The 21087-nt window shown below is 54.3% G+C and carries 14 protein-coding genes; 1 reads left to right on the forward strand and 13 read right to left on the reverse strand.

The window, feature by feature from the left end:
* Positions 1–18 precede the first annotated feature (18 nt).
* The 8 genes from ACI1P1_RS13170 to ACI1P1_RS13205 all read right to left on the reverse strand — a co-directional run bounded on the left by ACI1P1_RS13170 (position 19) and on the right by ACI1P1_RS13205 (position 7058).
* Positions 19–855 carry an FAD-dependent oxidoreductase gene (locus ACI1P1_RS13170; protein ID WP_416216860.1) on the reverse strand — a complete coding sequence of 279 codons (837 nt, stop codon included), beginning with the start codon at positions 853–855 and terminating at the stop codon, positions 19–21.
* Between the two features lie 459 nt (positions 856–1314).
* A complete protein-coding gene (locus tag ACI1P1_RS13175) occupies positions 1315–2346 on the reverse strand; it encodes a LacI family DNA-binding transcriptional regulator (protein ID WP_416216861.1) in 1032 nt (343 codons plus the stop codon).
* Positions 2347–2418: 72 nt separating this feature from the next.
* Positions 2419–2988, reverse strand: coding sequence for a YdeI/OmpD-associated family protein (locus tag ACI1P1_RS13180; protein WP_416216862.1), 570 nt, complete (start codon positions 2986–2988; stop codon positions 2419–2421).
* A 20-nt stretch (positions 2989–3008) separates the two neighbouring features.
* The gene (locus ACI1P1_RS13185; protein WP_416216863.1) at positions 3009–3524 is read right to left on the reverse strand and encodes a DinB family protein; all 516 of its coding nucleotides are present in this window, start codon (positions 3522–3524) and stop codon (positions 3009–3011) included.
* 82 nt (positions 3525–3606) lie between these two features.
* Positions 3607–4524: a helix-turn-helix transcriptional regulator gene (locus tag ACI1P1_RS13190; protein WP_416217131.1), complete on the reverse strand. Its 918-nt coding sequence runs from the start codon at positions 4522–4524 to the stop codon at positions 3607–3609.
* Positions 4525–4546: 22 nt separating this feature from the next.
* Positions 4547–5050 (reverse strand): hypothetical protein, encoded by a 504-nt coding sequence (locus ACI1P1_RS13195; RefSeq protein ID WP_416216864.1) that lies wholly within the window; start codon positions 5048–5050, stop codon positions 4547–4549.
* Between the two features lie 26 nt (positions 5051–5076).
* A complete protein-coding gene (locus tag ACI1P1_RS13200; RefSeq protein WP_416216865.1) occupies positions 5077–6102 on the reverse strand; it encodes an SGNH/GDSL hydrolase family protein in 1026 nt (341 codons plus the stop codon).
* Positions 6099–7058: an MBL fold metallo-hydrolase gene (locus ACI1P1_RS13205; RefSeq protein WP_416216866.1), complete on the reverse strand. Its 960-nt coding sequence runs from the start codon at positions 7056–7058 to the stop codon at positions 6099–6101. Before ACI1P1_RS13205 ends, ACI1P1_RS13200 begins: the two co-directional genes overlap by 4 nt.
* Before the next feature lie 132 nt (positions 7059–7190).
* On the opposite strand from ACI1P1_RS13205, the gene ACI1P1_RS13210 reads away from it, so the two are divergent.
* Entirely contained in the window at positions 7191–7412 is a 222-nt protein-coding gene (locus ACI1P1_RS13210; protein WP_416216867.1) for a cysteine-rich CWC family protein, read from the forward strand.
* Between the two features lie 355 nt (positions 7413–7767).
* Here the strand turns inward: ACI1P1_RS13210 and ACI1P1_RS13215 are convergent, their stop codons facing one another.
* The 5 genes from ACI1P1_RS13215 to ACI1P1_RS13235 all read right to left on the reverse strand — a co-directional run bounded on the left by ACI1P1_RS13215 (position 7768) and on the right by ACI1P1_RS13235 (position 21065).
* A complete protein-coding gene (locus ACI1P1_RS13215) occupies positions 7768–9744 on the reverse strand; it encodes an S-layer homology domain-containing protein (protein WP_416216868.1) in 1977 nt (658 codons plus the stop codon).
* Between the two features lie 36 nt (positions 9745–9780).
* Positions 9781–12369 carry an Ig-like domain-containing protein gene (locus tag ACI1P1_RS13220; protein ID WP_416216869.1) on the reverse strand — a complete coding sequence of 863 codons (2589 nt, stop codon included), beginning with the start codon at positions 12367–12369 and terminating at the stop codon, positions 9781–9783.
* Between the two features lie 22 nt (positions 12370–12391).
* Entirely contained in the window at positions 12392–17062 is a 4671-nt protein-coding gene (locus ACI1P1_RS13225) for a pectinesterase family protein (RefSeq protein ID WP_416216870.1), read from the reverse strand.
* A 657-nt stretch (positions 17063–17719) separates the two neighbouring features.
* A complete protein-coding gene (locus ACI1P1_RS13230; RefSeq protein ID WP_416216871.1) occupies positions 17720–19417 on the reverse strand; it encodes an alpha-L-rhamnosidase-related protein in 1698 nt (565 codons plus the stop codon).
* 112 nt (positions 19418–19529) lie between these two features.
* Positions 19530–21065 (reverse strand): glycoside hydrolase family 31 protein, encoded by a 1536-nt coding sequence (locus tag ACI1P1_RS13235; RefSeq protein WP_416216872.1) that lies wholly within the window; start codon positions 21063–21065, stop codon positions 19530–19532.
* Between the last annotated feature and the right edge of the window lie 22 nt (positions 21066–21087).

The following is a 21087-nucleotide window of genomic DNA, read 5'->3' on the forward strand; positions in this document are numbered from 1 at the left end:
CAGGTGACAACGTTCAAATTAACCCATATTTAGGAATATTGGATAATTCCATGTTAGGTTTGACGCATCGCTAGTGCGGGTCAGCTCATGCCGGATATCCTCCGCATCGTGGATGGTATGCCATGGAACTCCAATTTCCAGCCACCAGTAACCGCCCCGCAGCTCCTTGGGAAGCCGGCCGTCCTCATAAAAGTAGCTTGCATCCTCATGTTTTACCGCCCAATCCGGTGCAATGAAGGGAACCGGCCTGCCCATGTCCCGGGCCCGGAAATGAATGGAGTTGCCCATGGTATCCCGGCTGGCTTGCTCCGGCGCATGGTATTCGCCGAATTCCTCACGCCCTTCCGAGCCCATTCTCCATTCGCAGCCCGCCAGATCCGCCACTACCCCGTCCCCGGTGCAATCGATGAAGGCGGCAGCCGTGAAGGTAATCTCCGTTTCGGCATTGGACACCCGTCCGGTAACGGATCGGATGATGCGGTCGCTGCTCTTTTCCAAGGCAAATACGGTGGTGTTAAGCCGAATGGTCAGGTTGGCCGTGCTGGCCGCCATATTGTACATGGTCATATCCCATACGCTGTTGGTCCAGCCGTTCTCCCAGATTTCCTCGTGATTGGCTGCCCGTTCCTCAATCAACAGCTCGGAAATAATGCCCGTTTCCCTGGCATAAGCGTGAAAGGCCGCAGCTCCATGGGGTGTAACCCTGATCTCCGACGAGCTGTTGCCCCCGAAGACGGGTCGATCCTGGATCAGACAGGTCTTTGCCCCATGGCGCGCAGCGGATACGGCAGCACAGAAACCCGCCAAACCGCCGCCAATGACCACTACATCATACTGTTCTGTTGCAGACTTCACATGTAACCCTCCCAAAGTTTGAATTAAAACGTTTTAAATTATGTCTGGATGAATGCTATACCCAATGAACATCTTGATAAACATCCTCTTTCATCCTTCCTGCTTACGATTTTATACGAAGGTCCGGCACGGGGTCAACGAAAATTTTAAAACGTTTTAAACCGGGTGAATTATTCGCCACGCGGCCCTTGCTTTCCACCTGCGAAAAAAAACCCATAAGGGAAGCTACTCTTCCCTTATGGGTTCCACAAGCCCGAAAAACGATAGATAGCGGTATGTTACTTTCCTTTATTCCCCTCATTCACAGCCTTTTTCCGGGATAACACGCCAATAGCGGAAATCCGCCTGGCCTTATTTCGGGTTTCTCTCCAGTTTGGCCGAAATAGAAGAAGTTCGCCTTCCGCTATCCCAGAGCGCCGCTCTTCACCTGTGATACACGGGACGAGACGGTTCTGTACCCTACCCTACCGAACCGCTCCCTCCTGGCACACTTGTGCTCTGCCTTTGGACCAGACTGACATCCACCCAGGTCTCCCTCTCTACGTTGTTCCCATCCAGCAGCCCAATCACGGCTTGGGCGGCGGCGAAGCCGATGGCATCATGTGCAACATGCACCGTGGTCAGCGGCACCTTTAGCAGATGGGTGTTGGGGATATTATCCACGCCAGCCACGGAAATATCCTCCGGCACCCGCAAGCCTGCATCCAGCAGCGCCTCCAGCGCACCGATGGCAATGAGATCATTGCCCCCGATCACTGCACTGGGTAAAGCTGCGCCGGACTGGATCAGCTTCCGCATGGCTAGATAGCCGGACTCCTGATAATAATCGGCATAATAAACCCGGTTTTCCGGCACCGGCAGTCCTGCTTCCGCAAACGCCCTGCGGAATCCGGTCATCCGCAGCTCGGAGGAAGCCAGCTTCGGCGAGTAGCCGATAAACGCAATATCCTTATGCCCCAGCCTAATCAGGTGCCGCGTCAAGAGCTCCATGCCTGCTGCATAATCCGCATTGACGGAATAACCCAGCTCTCCGCATGGCCGGTTAACAAACACCAAGGGTTTGGACTCACCCACAATCCCCACCGCCGTGTCCAATGGCATACGCAGCCCCATGAAAACTGCCGCATCGTACCCCTTGCCTGCCGCTATAGCTTGCAGCTGCTCCTGCTCCATATCCGCTGTGGCGATTTGCAGCATCATATGATAGGGAGATTCCGACAAGCCCCGGGACAAGTGCTTCAACGTTTCGAAATAGAATGGGCTGTTGAAATAGTCGTATTGGGGTCCCGACATAAAAACCAGAACATTATTGGATTTGCCCCCTTGAAGGCCTTGAGCCAGCCGGTTCGGGACATAATTCATTTGTTTGGCCAGCTGCTGAATCTTCCGTTTGGTAGTCAGACTAACCCCTGGCTTATCGTTCAGGGCAAGCGATACTGTGGCCGGCGATACCCCCGCCAGCTTGGCTATATCCTGGATTTTCGATGACATGCTCCACTCCCGCTCCCGCCGTTCTTTTATTTCCTGATTATAAAACGTTTTAAAGCGGGAAGTCAAAGCCCATCACTCCTCCAGCAACCGCCCATTATCATGCCATTGACCAACCATCTTGTTTTCCCTGATGTTGGCAATGAACTTATCCAGTCTGCTCCGGAACAGCTCCGGCTGCTGCTTGCAGCTCTGGATGGTGTCGATCCTGATGCGCCGGTACAGCTCCGGAAACGCAAAGAAGTTGCCATAAACAGCTTCCTCCTCCTGCAACCTTTGCCAGATAACCGGATCAATCCGGAATGCTTCCGGGGACATATCGGGAAGCACCTTCCGCCCTTCCTCTCTCATCAGCCCAAGACGCTCCAGCCGCCTGACGCGCTCCTTGTTCAGCTCCGTCCAAGAGCTGGTTTTACTGCGGGGAGACAGCCGCTGTGCCGTTTGGGTCTCCGACAGCTTCTTTTTCACCCCGTCAATCCACCCGACACATAACGCCTCCTCCACCGCGTCCAGATAAAGCAGCTTCCCCGGCTCCGGCACCATACTTACGATGACCCAGCAGCAGTTCTCCGTAGTGCTATGTTCCGCGAGCCAATCCCGCAAGGATTCCCGCGTTGTAGCCGCAAGCAGATTTTGGACCTCCATACCGGGGCCAGCCTCCTTCTCTATATAGCTTCCACAGACTCCTGATACCAAAAAAAGGCGTAATCGTTCATGGCAGTGGCATACCCAAGCTGACGGAGCATGGTGGATATATTGCCTCTGTGGTAGGTGCCATGATTGACCAGATGGAGCAGTATCTCCGATAAACGGGTTTGGCGCACGCCGGCAAACGGATTATCCAGCAGAAGGGTTTGCTCCAGATCAGTCTGGTCCCGCAGCCACTGTTGAAATAGACCCGACAGCTCCGCGTATAAGTCCATATATTGCTCCACCGTATCCAGGATGCTCGTATTCAGCGGCCGGCATTCCTCGAAGGCTTCCCGCATGCCGGTTCCCGTCACTACCAGATACCACATTTTATCCACGGCATAAATATGGCTGAGCGCATGGGCGAGAGTGGGAAACGAGCTGTTCACCTCCAGACTCAGCACATCGGACGGAAGCTCCCGGATTTTCTCCAAAATCACTTGATTGGCCCACACATGATAGGCGTACATTGTTGCCGGATGATTGGTCATATAACGGTCTCCTTTACGACTCTTGGGATGAATTTCTTGGAACCTGCTCCCATTATAAAAAAAGAAGTATGACAACAGGCTGTCACACTTCTTCATAGAATCGCAAAGCTTGCTGCAGCTGCTGCTTCAGAATTCCCCGCAAGGCAGGCGGCTCCATCACTTCCGCCCCGCTTCCGAAACCCAACAGCATTGACCATAACCATTGTGCTTCCAAAGGCCGGTAAACCCTGAGCCGAAGCGTCATGCTGCCATCGGCATGGAACTCCTTTTCCGACTGATGAAACTGGTCCAGCGCTTCCGCCATTGCTTGCGGTTTTACCCGGACCACCACATCCTCCAGTTGGGCTTCATAAGCTCCGGAAGTTGCTTCAACTTCTCGGGATAATTCCTGCTGCGGCGCAAAGGTCTCCCTTGTCAGGCGCAGATTGAGCATCCGGGATAACCGGAACTCCCGCTGCTCCTTCCGGGAACGGCAGAATCCGGTAACGTACCAGTTGCCGAATTTAAATTGAAGCCCTGCCGGCTCCAGGTCCCGGGTGGTGCGTTCATTCTTGGCACTCACATAATCGAAAGAGACGGTTAGGCGCTGAGAAATAGCCGCGCGCAGCTGCGGCAGAGCCTCCGGGTCTGTGCGGCGGGTGTCCAAATTCACGGCCACGCTGGGAGCTTGGTCATCCGGCCCTAACGTTTGCATCCGCTCAATGGTTCCTTGTGCCCGTTCATCCTCAAAGACGGAGGCGAGCCCTCTGAGAACGGTAACCACCGAAGCCACGTCATAGGAACCAAGCAGCGTTTTATCCATTTTATATCCGTCCATCATGCCGTACCCGCCGTTCATCCCCTGATAGGAAACCACCGGAAAGCCTGCGGCACAAATCACATCAATATCCCGGTAGATGGTTCTTGGGGAAACCTGGAACTCTTCGGCCAACGTGGATGCGGACAGCACCTCATGATTCAACAGCTTGTAGATGATGGAGATAAGCCGCTCCAGCTTGATCGTAAACCCTCCTTTCTTTGGATTATTTCCAGGTTTTAATGAGCTGATTATCCAATCCATAGGCGTTTACGGACTTGACAATAGACGCGGCGCCCAACTCGGACGAATCCCGGTAAATCTCCGGCATTTTCACCACAAAAGTATTCTGGCTTGCATTCACTTCCTGGATATCCCCATTTTTGTACTCCACCAGAAACGACCGCACGGGAATGTCCGTATAAAGCGCCCCCCAAACGAAGTTGCCTCTGTCCGGTTTCTTCTCTGCCACCACCAGAAAAGCAGGACCATTCATGGTACTGGCTGTCCATCCGGAGCTTCCGCGGTCATTTTTATAATACAATCTCCCGTTCCATTCCCGGTATACCCCCAGCACATACTGGGTTTTGTCCTTGAACATAACCAGACGGTTCTGGGCATCCTGGTTGACAATCTGTACGGGCGACTTGAACTCAGCATTTACAGCCTCCTCCAAGGTGCGGAATCCGTAGATATCCTCCCAAAGAATGAAGATTCCTAAAGCTAACATACAAACCCCAATAACCAGCTTTCTCTTCACGCGCGCCACTCTCTATTCCGCTGAGTCAGGATGTTTCGCAGCACCGGGTAAATAGTTTCGGCCATCCGCATAAAGCCCAGATCATTGGGATGGCAGCCGTCCACCGTACAGGCTTCCCTGTCCTTCCGGCCAAAATAGGTTTCCCCGTCGATAAAATAGACATTGAGGTCACCGGAGGCTTGTGCGTTTTCGTAGGTGCGGCGGATGGTACTACGGCGTAGTACGGCCGTTGCCGGGTCCTGGTCGAAGTCTGGCTTCGTTAGGAACAACACCGGCAGCTCCGGCTGCGCTTGGCGGATCGTCCGGAAAAACGGCTCATGGGTTTTCTTCAGATGCTCCGGATCGGGTGCGTTATGGTCGTAATCATAGATAAACACACTCATCTCCAAACCGGCAATATAAGCCGCCAGCTCCGGCTCCCCCTTGGCCGAACCCGAAAACCCCAAATTGGTGTAATCCGCATCCAGCCATTTGGACAACAAAGCCGTATATGCATTGGCTGCCCGGGAGGCACAGCCGCCTTCGGTAATGGAGGAGCCGTAGAAGACCATCGGCCGTTCAAGCCCATACGGAGTAGCCGCCTCCACCCGGGCATCCTCCTCCAACTCGATGAGGACATCCTCCAGCTCTTCATTTCTCGGCAGGTGGATAATAATATCCTCCATTACCTTATCCTTGGTAAAAGTCAGGCTGCCCGTTTTGCTCACATAATCCTTAGGGACGGCGATTCCGGCGTACCGGACAGCGTTGCCCCGCCCCACATACACATCCGCTCCGGCGGAGCCAGATAGAGGAATTGCCCAATCTACCACGTTGGTCCGCAATAACGTCCGGATCGTCACAGTGGTGGAGTCAGTGCGAAACCTGATCCGTCCCCCTGTTGGATGAACGGCTCTTGCCGCCACTCCATCCGATACCTGCTCCAACATGGCTTCCGGAAGCCGCCAAAACTTTCCCGGCAGCAGCTGATGCACCAAGCCGCAAATTTGAAACGGATGCTCTGTACAGGAATATTGCTTCATACGCCGCTTCCCTCCTTGAGTTCTGCCGAATACTGATCGAACAACCAGCGGAAATTCCATTCGAATACATGGGAGCTTCCCCACTCATCATAGGGTTCCGGTATGCCTTGAGCGAGCCAGTGCTCGAGGGATAAACCGCTTGCCGCTGCTTTGCGCGCATAAACCAGGATGTCCTGGAGATAGTTCTTCATATCCGTTAAACTGCCGGGTCCGACTACCTGTCCGTGTCCCGGTATGATGCAGCCGACAACCAGCTCTTGCTCCAGCCTCTCCAGGATCCGCAGCCAGGATGCTGAGTCCCCGTTCAGCATGGCCGGATGGTGGCTGCCCAGAACCAGATCGCCGGCCACCAGCACCTTTTCCTCCGGTACATACACAAAAGCGTCGCTTTGGGTATGGCCTCCCCCGTAGGACATAATCTGGGCCGTGCGGGCAGAGCCGTGTAGGGTTAGCCGCTCTGTGAAGGTAAGCTGTGCCATCACTCTTGTAATGGTTGGAACAGCCAGGAACAGTTGCTCCTTGTCCGCTATTTCCGCTTCCAGAGCAGCTTTGATACGGTCGTCTGTTTGTTTGGCCTTTGTTTCGGCGAATCCGGTGATCTGCTTACGCAGGGCAGACTGCCATACCTCCACAACGGGAACACCAAAACCCTGCAGCAGCTCCTTGGTCCCTTGGGTTGAAATAATGGTGCTGCCCGGGAAGGCCTGGTTTCCATAATGATGGTCGCCATGAAAATGGGTATTCACCACGATGCCCACCGTTCTGCCAGTAAGTGCCTCCGCCGTTTCTCTTAAGGCCTCCCCCGCTTGCGGCAGCATAAAGCTATCCACCACAACCGTCCGGTCGCCCAAGTCCAGAATTGCCGCATTCCCAAGAGCGCCTGAGCCGGGAACCACAATTGCCGCCCAGATTCCTTCCGCTGCCTGCTCTATGGTAAAAAAATCACTTGCTCCCACGTATATGTATACCTCCGCTTTCCGTTGTGTCGATAGCAGGCATCTGCCTCTCTACCTTTCTTTATATCCCTTTTCCGGCCATTTTGCTATACTCAATTTATTAAAGTTACCCCAGCAAGGAGGCGCTTCGATTTGACTCATCCAGACTCCCATACCGGTGAAGACACATGCCCTCTCTGCGGACAGGCCAACGGGTGCGCAGTGACCGCAGGAGAAGATCCATACAGCTGCTGGTGTATGACCGCCCGGATTCCCCAGGCCTTGCGGGACCGTGTTCCGGCAGAGCGCCTCGGGAAGGCGTGTATATGCCGGGATTGCTTGGAGGCGTATCGGAAAGAGAACGGCAGTCACTGATTCTATAGCAGCATACCTCCCCGTTTGCAAAAAAAGAGGACTGTCCCCCGCCATTTGTCATGACTTGGGGACAGTCCTCGGTAATGGTTGCCTAACGGACAGAGAAGCCGCTATTTGGTGAAAATCCGCCGTTTTATGAATCTCGCGGACTCAGCAGCCGTTATTCGGGCAAAAGGAGCCGGCTTGAGCGATTTTCCGGAACAATAGCGCATCCTGTGTCCGTAAAATCCGCAAAAGTACATGTTGGGAGCAAATAACGGCTCTGGAGTCCGGCTCCCCGCCAGCCTGACCAGCTGGCCAGGCTGAACTGCCGACCAACTGGATAGCCTTCCCCCGCGTGCCTCTTCGCTTCTGTCTACAGCTTATTGAAAATTCGGTACATAATCACTGCGGTTTCTGCGCGGGTTGCCTGGTCCAGAGGAGCCAAGGCTTCTCCCTTGCCGGCTACAATCCCGGCTTTGACCATAGCCGCAATACTTTCCTTGGCATATGCAGCCACATCCGCGCTGTCGTGGAAGGAGTCAAGCTCCGCGGCGCCGCCGGATTTGCCGATTACCTCCGCCAACTGAAGTGCTCTGGCGCTCAGCACCATCAGCTCCTGCCGGGTAATGGAATCCCGAGGATGGAACGAATTTCCGTCTGCACCATTGCTGATTCCCAGCTGTTTGGCAATGCCCAGGGCTTCATAATAATAGTCGGAAGGGCTAGTATCACTGAAATTGCCGGTGAAATCGGTGTTCAGTCCCAAGGTGCGGACCAAGAGAACTAGGAAATCCGCTCTGGTAATGGGTGCCGCAGGGGAAAATTCCGATTCCGAGCTGCCCTCTATAATGCCCTTGGAGGCCAATACACCGATAGCCTGCTCCGCCCACTTATAGTCCACGCTGTCGGCGAAGCTTTTCACTACATACGTCAAAGCAAATTGACCGGATGGGGCTGCGGTAAAGGTGACCATACCCGTACCCGCATCATATTTGGTATTGGGGATTTTACGGAGATTGCCTTCCTCATCCGCATATTGGATGACCAGATGCTCCGGGTTTTCTCCAGCTTTAGGCTGGTATGGAATGGAAATCTTGACCCGTGCTGCTTGTTGTCCGGGGTCAATAGCTTTTCCTCCCGCCTTCAGCACCAACTCCAGTACCGGCCGGTCACCTGCTGCAGCTTTTAGAGCAGGATCTGTTATCCCAGATGGGCCGATGGCTCCCATTACAAGGGAAACCGAGGAACTTCCACCCGCCTGCTGCGGTTGAAGCAAATTGCCGGCCAGCTCAACCGCTCCCACGGGTGTGGTCACCTTCATCACCTGGCTGGCATTGCTGCCGGTTACGGCACTTGCCGGAAGCACCGGCTCATAAGCCTTGGCTCCCGCTACCTCACCGATTACGATCTCAACCCTCTTGATGCCATTGCTGTCCGCCGTTGCCTTGGCAAATGCGCTGCTGATGGCATCCGGGGTAATCTCCGCTTTAGCAGTGGTGCCGTCAAGGACAGCAGCTGCCTTAATCGCTGCGGCTCCACTCGGCGAAGCTGCTGGAGTGGCGGCAGGTGTTGCCGTTGGTGTTGGCCCACCCGAGGACGGCTCAGATTCCCCCTCCGAATCAGACGTTGGTGTCGACGTTGCCGTCGGTGTTGCCGTTGGTGTTACCGTCGATGTCGGTGTCGGCGTTGCCGTTGGTGTCGGCGTCGGTGTTGGCGTCGGTGTTGGCGTCGGTGTTGGCGTCGGTGTTGGCGTTGCTGTCGGTGTCGGCGTTGCACCGCTGACAATCAGCTTCAGCTCCACTTTCTGCGCGGTCCCGTTCACCACGCCGGACACGGTGAATTCACCTGGCGTTTCCGTTCCCGGTACATCCGGCCATTGTACGCCGACCTCCCGGTTGGCACCGCTGTCGAACACCGCAATGGCGGTGCTGGGCAGCACAGCGCGGGCCCCTTTTGCCACTGTAACGGCCTTCATTGCCTTAAAGCCGGTGATTGTCTCCTCCTTTTCAATACTGAAATCCTGGAGCATCACCTTCGCTGCCCCCGGGGTGCTGACGTAACCGGCATAATCGCCTTTGGGCAGCAGCGTGGAAAAACGCACCTCTCCGCCCGCTGCTATTCCCTGATCCATATAAGCGATGGACCGGGTTTGCTTCTGCATCACCACAATGGACACTTGCGAGTTGCCTGCCGCGCCTTTTACAAAGAATGATGCCAGATTCTGCTCCACGGACTGGCTGACCGTTACCTGCAATTCCGCAGCCTGCCCTATTCCTCCATTGGCAAAGACCATTGCCATAACCAGCAATGCTGCAAAAGCCCGCATGAGTTGTTGCCCTGTTTTCTTCATACGCCCTCTCCTGTCCTAAAAAACTTGGTCCCTGCTCTATTCCACAACAGCTACATTGGATATGACATCCGCTGCCGCATTCACGTTACTCACAACAAAGGCCTTTACCTTCAGCCCCTCCAGATTCAGCGGGGTACTGAAGCCCGCTTTGACGGTTTTGGTCTGATCCAGCCCAAATTTGGATTTGACATAGGTGGTGCCCAAGACTTCATCATTGGCACCGTACAGTTGAATGGCTATGGCTGCTTCCTCCAGAGCAACAGAGTGATTCTTGACAGTCACCGAAGCGACAGCCGTTAAGCCCGGAGTCAAACTCTCCACCGGTTCACCCCAAGCATCCGTAAGCTTCAGCCCCAGAACGGTGAAGGAGTCTGACAGCCTAATATTGCTGAACTTTGCCGTGTTGTAGTACACATCCCCATTTTGCGGCTGGGTCGCATCGACTGCAAATCCGATCAATGCTTCTTTACCCATAGGGAAGGATTTTTTGGCAAGCTCCTTCCAGGCTGCACCATCGTAGGAGGTGTATGCAATGATACTATCGTCCACTCTTTCAATTTTGAGCCAAATGGGCATGGTGTTATCCGTCAAAGCCGGCAGCCGGTCCTGAGGATAGTCGGTGGTTCCCAGGGTCAACGCATCTGTGCCTTGCTTCATTCTCGAGGAGAAAAAGGTGGCATAAAAGGTGTCGTCCTTGTCGCCATTGCCGTTCTCATCCCGGTCCGCCTTGATAATGGAGGTGCTGATCATCGCTAACGGGGCATCCGGCTCCAGATTTTCCCGGATCATCAGACCCGATATGGCATTATTGTCCAACAAGGCAATGGAATCCAGCTTAGCCGTCAAGGCGGCATTGCCGGTAATGGGCTGATACACATAGTGGAAGCTGTCCGCCTTGCCCCCAATCTTGCCGGATCCCTTCACAGTTAACACTCCAGAAGCTTCCAGACTGCCGCTGCCGTTAACCGGTGTAGTGCCGATATCTGCCGTTAACCAGGGAGCTTCCACCTGGGGTCCGTTCACGTGCACCGGCATGGAGGTGGACTGGCCTGCATTTCCTTTGGTGTCATAGGCCCGGGCGGATATAAAGTATGTTCCCGGCTCCAAATTATCCAGGGTAAAGCTATAGGGCGCTTCCGCATCTTCTCCCACAAGCACATCGTTGCTGAAGAACTGCACCTTGGCTATGCCGTCGGCATCAGAAGCCTCCGCAACCATTTGCATAGAGCCGCTTTTTTCATAAAGTCCGTTATAAGTGGGGGTGACCAGCTTCACAATGGGATTCTCCGGGGCAAAGGACATGTCAACCAAACTGTTCAGGTACAGCTCCAGATTGCTGTAGCCGCTTGCCGTGATGGTTTTTCCATCAGCCGGATTGGTTTTGTCCAGTCCCTTGGTTTCCTCCCAAACATCCGGCATCCCGTCATGATCCGTGTCTAACGGAGCTTCTGCCGATTTCAGCTCGGGATACCCGCCGACCTCGAATTCCCGGTTAATAATTCGTCCGGTTCCGTTGCGGACATCCTCCACCAGCCGGGCATCCACCGCATCTCTCCGGGGCAGAACGGCTCCGGCTCTGGCCAGCACCGCCTGATAAGCAGCTTGGGCATCCTCAATGGTTACATTCGTATAACCAACGTTTTGGAACGGGGTTTTGGACATCACAGTGGTTGAAATCCGGTCCTGAATGCCCTTGTTATTGTCCGCCGTTACCTCCGGACTGCCGAACATATAATTGCCGTTGACATAAAACTCCCCGTCGCCGGGATTGATTACCCGCTCTCTAACTGAACGGAGTGTGGACGGGCCGGGTTTGTAGTAATTGTTGATCACATTGGAGAGCAGAGTGGTCATGCCGCCGTAGGTGTTGTTAAAGCCCCAGTTGTAAATGACATTGTTAGACATGGTAATACTGCCCGGTGTGGCGCCGTTGCCGATTCTGGGCATCCGACTGGTATGAGTGGTCATCAGATTATGGTGGTAGGTAGTGTCCTTGCCGCCCCAGATGCCTCCATAGCCGTGTCTGCCCTTCACATGGCCGGATAAGGTAAGACTTTCGTTGATAATGCTCCACTGCACGGTCACATTGTCATTTTCATAAAAAGACATGGATTCATCTGTTGACCAGCCTGCCGAGATATGGTCCAGCATCAGGTACTTGGAGCCGCGCCCGCCAATGGCATCCGGCTCGCTGGAGATATTAGCCGAGCCGGGACGGAATCTCAGATACCGGATAATGATGTTGGAGGAATTGCTGATATCCGTATTAAAGCCGGCGATGCATATACCGTCACCCGGCGCCGTCTGGCCGGCGATTGTAATGTTCTTCCGGCTGTTGATGCTCAAGGCGCTGGACAACTGAATGGTTCCCGATACACGGAACACCACCATCCGGTTGTCACCGCTGACCGCATCCCGCAGGGAGCCGGGACCGGAGTCCTTCAGATTCGTCACTTCATAGACATCATAACCGCGGCCGCCGCTGGCATACATGCCTCCGCCCTCGGCTCCGGGAAAGGCCGGAATCGTAGCCGGCGCATCCGCTGCCTGGACCGGCAGAGCCCCCGCCAGAAACGAACTGCTTAACAGAGCGCCCATCATAGCTGATAAGATTTTTTTTCGCATAAGGTTCCTCCTGGAATATGCCTTACTTCAGTACAAAAACATCGGATATGGGATGTGCAGCCGACAGGTTATCCCAGACATAGGCTTTGACTGTATATCCGGCCACTTCCCCGGGCAGCCTCAGCTTGGCATAAAGGGTGTCGGACACTCCATTGGCCAGGGTTTCGGCGCTGAATATCATTTTCACCAAATTGTTGTGCTCATCGTAAAGACCGATCACCAGCACAATGTCCTGCGCGGAGGCAATATAGTTTTCCACAGCTGCCTTCACCACAAGCTCCTCTCCCGCCGCCAGCCCGGTTGCCGCTTGGCCGTCTGCCAGATAGAAGCCGATTTGTGCTGCCTTGTAGGTGTATGTCACGGTATACTTTACACTCGACACGTTGCCGTAGGTGTCCACTGCCTTAATCACAATTTCATTCACACCCTCATTCAAAATCAGGGTTGTGCTGAAGGTTCCATTCGCCGGTATGGTGAGGCTGCTGTCAATGCCATTGGGCTTCACGATGCTTCCGTTATTGGTAATGGTCAGTGTGCTGTCCTTGTCTACCGAACCTCTGAGCGGCACCAAGGCGCTGAATACCTGGCTTGCAGGCGCAGCCGATGTCATGGTGATAACAGGAGGCATGACGGCAGCAGCGGATGGGACGACACTCACAATCTCCGAAGCAACACCCTCCCCGCTGGCATTGCTGGCGGTCACCGCGAAGTAGTAGGTTTTTCCGTTTTCCAAACCGGAAATCATCGCCTGATACACAGAGCCGCTGACCGTTTGCGCATCCGTAAACGGGCCGTTTGCGCTGTTGCTTTGCTTCACGGTATACGAGGTGGCCGTGTAGAGCGGAGCCCAGGAGATCAGCGCGCTTTTATCATAGGGTTTGGAAGCTACATTCTTGGGCGCAACCGGCTGGCCTGCATTGGAATCGAACACAACCGTACCGTCCGCCATCACAATCCGGACATCCTCGAAGCTGGCGGTCATGGAGGAAGAGGCGTTGCCGGAGCTTACCATAAGACCTGCATAAAGCTCCTTGGGATTCCCGTTGGCGTCAAGCCCCAGATCCGTGGCCGTGGCTGTGGTAATGGACAAGGTCTCTGAGCTTACCGGATTCTCCGGTATGGGATTGGCGCTGAGAATGGAGACGATTTTGTCGCCGGTTTTGGTGATTTTCAAATAGGCTGTCCCGCCTAACGGCATCGTGGTGTTGGAGCCGTTGGAGGACCCGGTATAACGGAACATTTTTCTGCCGCCTGTGTTGGTTGCGGCCTGGGTATAGTGATAGCTGCTGGGGTCAAGGCTCTCCCGGATGGTTAAGGCCATATGCCCGAACAGACCGCTGTTGTAGGTAGCTTTGGCGCTGATGGAATAATCCCCCGCCAGCTTGACCGCCTTCATGTAGATTTGATCCCGTCCGTTGGCTGCTTTGTTAATGCCTGTTCCGGAGCCGGTAAGAGTGAACACATTGGAATCGTCATTAAAGCTGGAGTAGCCGGCTGTCTTCGGATTGTCAATGTCCATTCCGGTGAAATCCGCAGGGGTGAACTTCAATGAACCTTGTTCTCCGGTTGGAATAACCGTTACCATGTTAGAAGCAGCACTCTCTCCGTATATGTTGGAAGCGGTGACGACGAATTGATACGCAGTTCCGTTCATCAGATTGGAGTAGGTGTATGAGGTTACCGTGGGCGTGGAAACGCCGTACACCAGGTCGAAGACTGTACTGCCTGCTTTCATCCCTTTTACGGTGTAGTAGGTAGCGCCCGTTACCGTGTTCCAATTAATGGTAGCGCTGCTGTCACCGGGCGTAGCCGTAATCACCGGAGCAGCTGGAATGCCTTGAAGCGCAGCAGTAGCAGCATGTACCGTAGAGCTTGCGGCTGTATTGCCCGCTGTATTGACGGCGGTCACCTGGAAGCTGTACGTGGTGCCAGGAGCCAGATTGCCTGCAGTATAAGCTGTGTCAGTGGTGATGCCGACCTTCTGTCCGTCCTGGTACACGGCGTACATTACGGACCCGATACTGGATTGGGCTGGCTGCCAGTTGAGCGCAGCCTGATTTTGACCCGTTACGATGTCCGGGTTTAATACAGGGGCCGTTACGTTACCTTCGGTATAATAAACCGGTATCCAGTCGCTGCCGAAATATTGCCGCACATCCGTAACCGCCGCTTCCCCGCTAAGGAGATAGCTGCTTCTGGCCGAGGTATCCGCCGGGGCGCCGTTATAGGTAGTGTTGTATTCAAAGAAACGTGCGTTTTCCGGCGTATTGCCGCTCATTCCCGCCCAACCCTGGGGTACGATCACGGAAGGCTCCTGGAGCTTGGAGTCCAGGAATTTGGCTCCGGCATTGGTTCTCCACGGCCGACCGAAGAAGCCCTGGGCCTTAAAGCTGCCGTGGCTGGTTCCCGTGATGGTGCTGTCCCTAAACAGGTATCCCATGCGAGAAGGATCGGTGCTTGCCGCTGTAATGTACCCCGACGAATCCTGGTCACTGTACCCGGCGAAATTCAGAATGCAGTTATCGAACACCACGTTGCCGTCGCCGAAAATGTAGTCTGTGTTGCCTTCAATAAAGCTATCCTTGAAGTAGATGCGGACAGCTCCCGTATACAAGGTATCCTGATTGGACAAGAATTTGCTCTTGTAGAACTCGGCGCGGTCGGCTTCAATGGCCATAGCGGCCGCTCTCTCCGTCGCTCCTCTTGAGGTGGCGTCCAAGGCCATGGTTCTGACTGTGGTATTGGTGGGGGAAACCGGGTCTACCTGAACGCCGTCATCGATCTCCTCCTGGGTGATGTACTTGTTGAAGGAGTTTTCGAATACGATATTTTCCGCCCGAAAACCAGTCGCCTTGGAAGTGAGATAAACGGTAGGGCCCCACTTTTCCACGCCGCTCTTCAGGAACTTATCGAAGGCGTGATCCTCGCTGTAATAACCTTTATTGGCGCTGTAATATACGTAACCCACGCCGTAATACCAGGTGATTTTCACTTCCCCTTGCTGCGGTGCGGCATTCACCAGGCTGATGTAGGGGGTTTCAATTTTAAGCTGGGCCCGGTACACGCCTGGGGTGATATGGATGGTAATCCGCTCCTGCTCGCTTTGGGGATTCATCCGGGCAGCGGATGCGAGAGCCTCTTTTACCGTGGAGAAGTTATTTTCCTTGGAGGAGTCGCCCACATACAAATCCTGAACCAGAGGCAGCGCCGGCAGCGGTGTTGACGTGGAGAACTTGATGTCCTTTATGGCGTTGCTTCCGTTGACCACCACATGGCCTACCGTGGTGTACGCCGGATCAGAGGTAACCGCCTTCACTGCATAAGCTCCGTCCCGGAGGTTGGCGGAATACGCTCCATTTAGGGCTGTACCGGAATAAACATACCCATCCTCCACATGAGAAAATGCAATGCTGGAAACGGTTACGGAAGCTGGCAGCCCTACAAAAGCGCCGGTTGCTGTGTAAATTGGTTTCTTGGTAACAGTAATATCCTGCGTGGTGTTTGCGGTGATCTGGACTTGGCTTACGCCTGTGAGATCATAATCATTTACACCGGATATGGTCAGATTGTACGGGATGCCTGATCTCACATCTGCGGAATAGGTCATGGTCAGCTTATCTACCGCCGCTTCAACCGCCGGGGCAAGACTGTCTGCCGGAGGTGTCAAAATCACCTTCAAATTGCTGAGATCATAACCGCTATCAAAGCCTGACACAGGCCCGCTGACCTTGGCCATGGAAATCTTGGCCACATCCAGGGTGATGCCTCCGATTCCAACGGGGATATCCGCCAGAGCGGTCACCACGGTTTTGGACTGGTCGGAGATGGAATAGTCGGAGCTCACGTTCAGCAGGGCAGCGGTGTAGGTGTACCCCGCAGGCAATGTCACATCAAAGGTGCCGTCCGGGTTCAGAGTGGCAGTATGGATACCGGCCGTTTGTTGATTCTGGAAAACCAGCTCATGCTCTGTAAGCGCATACCCATTCAGGTTTAATAAACCGTTGACGTTTACGCCGGGAGTACGGGTGATCCGGGCCACATTAGGCTTATAGCTTCCGGTATTGGTGAAATAAATCTTCAGCGAGCCTGTTTCCTCAGCCGGAAACGTAAATATTTCCCCGTTGCCCAAAACAATATCGCTATTTTTCAAAATCGTTTTCCCAGTCCCAGCGCTGGTTAATGCGAAATTGACAAGAGGTTTTTCTGAACCTGAGGTATTGGTAGAAAACCCGTAAAGGGTGATGATATCCCCTGCCTGTACATTGTCAATGCGGATGTAGCGGGCTGTATCGTCACCTGCACCCGCGGAATAAATGCTCCCCGCATTCGTATAACCATCCGGGAAACTTTTGACAGTGGGATTCTTGGTCGGATCATATGATAAAGGACCTTTGTAATAGAGCCGGTGGTAATTTCCCGGTGTCACCACCGTCAGATCACCGAAGGTAGTGTTTACCTTAAACCATCCGGATTGAACATTGGCGGTTAACCCGTTAAGTGTGCCCAACGTAATATGATTGGTATAATTGCTGCCCGCCGCTTCCACACCGCCAAAATCCCACACATCCGTTTTTCTGCTGTTAGTTGTGTCTCCCGCTGCCCATACGGCGGTACTCCCTGGGCTGACCACTGAAGCAGCCAGCAATACCAGCACCAGCATTTTGCATATAAGCGATTTGGACCGTTTGTACATGTGCGTCTCCCCTAACATTAATAAAATCCTTCCGTTGCCACATCCCCGCCAGCCGAATCCGGGCGTTTTTTTCTTGCTGACTCCGATTATGCCGGTCTTGTTAATTTCATTAACCCCCTCCCTGCCCTAGAATCTGGGATTTTAATCGTTTTGATTATAATGCGGGACATCCTTCCAGGATATAATCCTGGCAACACCTTTGCCCGTTTTGTGCAAGGAGGTTATCTGAAGCATATGGGTTGCAATTGGTTCGGGGGTGGTGAATTCCATTGCTATGGCCCTCAAACCTGCTGGAGGGACAACCCCTAATCTCGTAACGGACCGACGATCCCTTATTTCGCCCATTTGGGCACTTTTGCACAATTCACGGACACAGGGGACGCTAAATCCAACAAAACACCGCCGATCAGGAGGTTTGGAGCCAAATAACGGCTCTACGGTCCGCACAATTGGAAAAGGACCGGGTTTCGAGCAAATAGCGCCTCCTCGATCCGTTAGCTGCCCCGCATCTCCCACCGACCTTCTCCCCCGCCACCCACAGACCTCCCCGGTGTCCCATCTTCCCATCGGTATCCCCCGCCCATCATCAGCTCCCTTCCGCCAAAAACAAAAAAAGCCGCCAATCCCTTGGCAGCTTCGTTGTTACCCCTCCCGCTATTACGCCCTTTGCACCGTTACACCCTCCGGCGCTTCAATCTCCGAATGCACCGTCCCGTCCGGCTGCTTCGTATGCTTCACCTTCACAATCCCGTAAGGGGTGGGGAAGCTCCCCTCCACCCATTCCAGGTCGCCCAATTGGGGTGCAACCCGGATAGTCTTGCAGCCCGGCTCCACCGGACGGATGCCCAGGACATATTCGGACAGCCAGGCTGTCGGGCCGGATGCCCAGCCATGACAGAGACTATGCCTGTACCCCTGGTAGCAATAACCGCCGTAGGCGCCATGCACATCCACCTTGCCCACCGGAGTCAGCTCATCGATCCGCGCCGCATTGTCCAGCCACGCTATATCGAAATCCTCCCAGAAGGTGGTGGCACCGAGAGACAGCATGCCGCCCCAATAAGACCGGATGCTGTCCAGGCTGCCCCGGATATCTCCGGCTTCGCCGCGGGCCTTCAGAATATAGTACCCATAGAAGGTGGAATACCCCTTGGGCGATTCCGGTGCAATCACCTCTTCATTGGTTGCGGCAGGGTCAAGCAAACCAACCAATGCTAATAAGGATGCCGCCTGCCTGCTCCTATTGTGATCCGGCGTCACCGTGCGCAGCTTGGCTTCACTACGGCGGCACAAATCTGCTGTTTCCTGCTTGTCCATCCACCCGCACAGCTTCACTCCAGCCTCCATACACCAAACAAATAATGCATGAGCGCCCGCCCGCACTCCTTCGGGGTTGGTGGAGGAAGGCCAATCCAGGAACGGGTTGGGGATATCTACCGTCCCGTCCTCCCGGATGCAACCGGCCAGTTGGCGCAATAGTCCGGTCATATACTCCCGCTGCTCCAGCAAGTAGCCTAAATCCCCGTTATGCATGTACCAGTCATGGTGCACCAGAATCCACCAGATGGAGTAGGTGGGGAAGGTGGTCATCCAGCCCGGCAGAGGGCTTTCATTGCGGATAAAATCCAGGCTCCGCGGCACCACCTCATGATAACCAAATACCGCTTGCAGCGTCGAGGTTTCCGGGTGCATATCTCCTGTCCACACCAGCCTGTCCCGCTTGATCCCGTCCCACAGATAGTCCTGCATGTTCAAATGAACCGTATAGGCTCCAGTGTCCCATATTCGGTTCAATAACTCATCATTGCAGCGGAAGCTGCCTTTATACTCCGCATCATGCATCACAGCAACAGCACGAACACTGAGCACCTGCACAAAATGTCCCTCATCCAAAAAGTCGATGCGCACAAACCGGAAGCCGCTGTTCCCGATCTCTTCCGCACCCATGAAGCTGACCTCGAACATCCCGTCCCGCACTGCATGGTTATTGGTGGCATTGGCCTCTCCGCCCAGTTCACTCATTGCTTCCATGGCGGATTCCCCGAAACGGACACGGAACCTTGCTGTCCTTCGGGTTTTATTATCGCCACCTACGATACAGATCTGTACACCGCCATGAAGCTCCGTACCAAAATCCAGCAGGAATCCCGGTGCGCTGCCCTTGTGGCTCATGATACAGGTCTGGTCCATAGCGGCGCTGAGCAAGGATTGACCGTCGCGCCCGGCAAACAGCAGCTCAGAGCGTTCCAGTACCGCACCTGGCTCCTCGGATTGCCAAACCATTCGCACGGGATTTACATAATAACGGGTTCGCGGTTCCTCTTGAATCTTGAGATGTTGCCATGAAGGAATCATAGGTTTACTCCTGTCTCCATTAAATTCCAATTTCACACAATATGCAGCTTTACTCCAGATTGTACAAATCTGGGGCATGTTACGTAAACACCTTTTTTAAGCGGGCAGTTTCTTATGTGCGTCTCCTGTACCAGGGTAGTCTCCTCAATGGAACTTCAATCTGTTGTACTCCCGGCCCCTCCACTACACTTCCGTCGTCGCCCTCCCATCTGCCTGTGGGAAATTGTACCGTCCTGCTCCTCATTTCCTTGACCAGTACAGGCGCCACCAGCACTTCGTCGCCCAGCATAAACTGGTCCACCACCTTCTCCATCCCCTCTCCAGGGAACACAAAAGCCATATGCCGCAGGATCGGTTCCCCGGTTACAGCGGATTGCTTTGCCAGCTCCAGAATTTCTTGCCCGAACCGGGCGTGAAGCTGTGCCGCCTCCACACAATATTGCTCATGCTCCTGATCCAGAACCCGCCACGGAGCAGCAGAAAATTGCATCATCGGGAACAACGCCGAGCATTGGGCGGAACGCACAACCAGCTCCTGGTCCAGCTTGGCTCCGGTGAAGCTGGAGATTTCCCCTCCCCCGATCATATCCGGACAGGTGTAGGCATATCCAAGCAAACCCTGGGCCAAGCCATCCGGAAGCACCGCTCCCAGCCCGTTGACCTGCCAATCATGGCGCTTGTCCTTCAGACGCTGGGCTAAGGACTGCCCCGCCAGCTTCCAGCAGGCCCGGTACTCGTTCAATTTGTACTTCAGCCCAACTCGTGCCCATGCTTCACTTTGCCCGCTGGGGGTTGTTCCTTCCACATAAGTCTGATCCCCGGGAGCATAGAACTCCACATCTCCGGCATCCAGCTTGAAGCCATCTACACCATATTCATCCCGCAAAGCGTCCAGTTGTTCGTGAATCCACCGGACGGCATCGGGATTCGTGCCATCCAGCACAGCACTGTACCCGTTCCACCATTTGCGCAAGGCGGTTTTACCCTCCTTATCCTTCAACAGAACGCCGGACGGCTCCAGTTGGCGGAACACTTGTGAATCCGGGCTGATGAACGGGCATACCCACAGCATCACTTGAAAGCCCATGGCATGAAGCTCATCCGTCATTCCCTTGGGATCGGGAAACCGTCCTGAATGGAAAACCCAGGTTCCATACGGCCCGTGCCAGTTATCGTCAATCATAAGCACACCCGGGGGCATGCCATGAGCCAGCACATTCCTCGCATATTCCAGCACCTTCTCCTGGGTAGGCTCGTATTGCAGCTCAATCCACAAATTATACTGCGGTGCAGTGAACAGCAGTTCCTCCGGGATGGTCTGTGCAGGAGGGAAAAAAGTCTCGGAGACATGCCGATACACTCCCCGCAGAGTTTCATATCCCTCTCCCGTCAGCAGCTCTTGTCCCTTATCTCCGTTAACCAGCAGCGTACCTCCCTTAAATTGAAACGCAAACGGCTCCGCACTCCATACGTATCTTCCTTTGCTGGAGATCAGCAAGGGGCTTGCCTGGTTTCCTCCATGGTTGATGTTCAAATCCGCTTGGAACAATGCGTCAGCACCGTAGGGCATATGGCACCCGTCCGCCGCACGGCCTCCCCACCAGAACTCATCAGGCATTATTTTTAACATCAACTCGCTCTGTTCCATCCTAAGATCACTCCTTCATATA

The sequence above is a fragment of the Paenibacillus mesotrionivorans genome, from assembly GCF_046098205.1.
Lineage (GTDB): Bacteria > Bacillota > Bacilli > Paenibacillales > NBRC-103111 > Paenibacillus_AR > Paenibacillus_AR mesotrionivorans.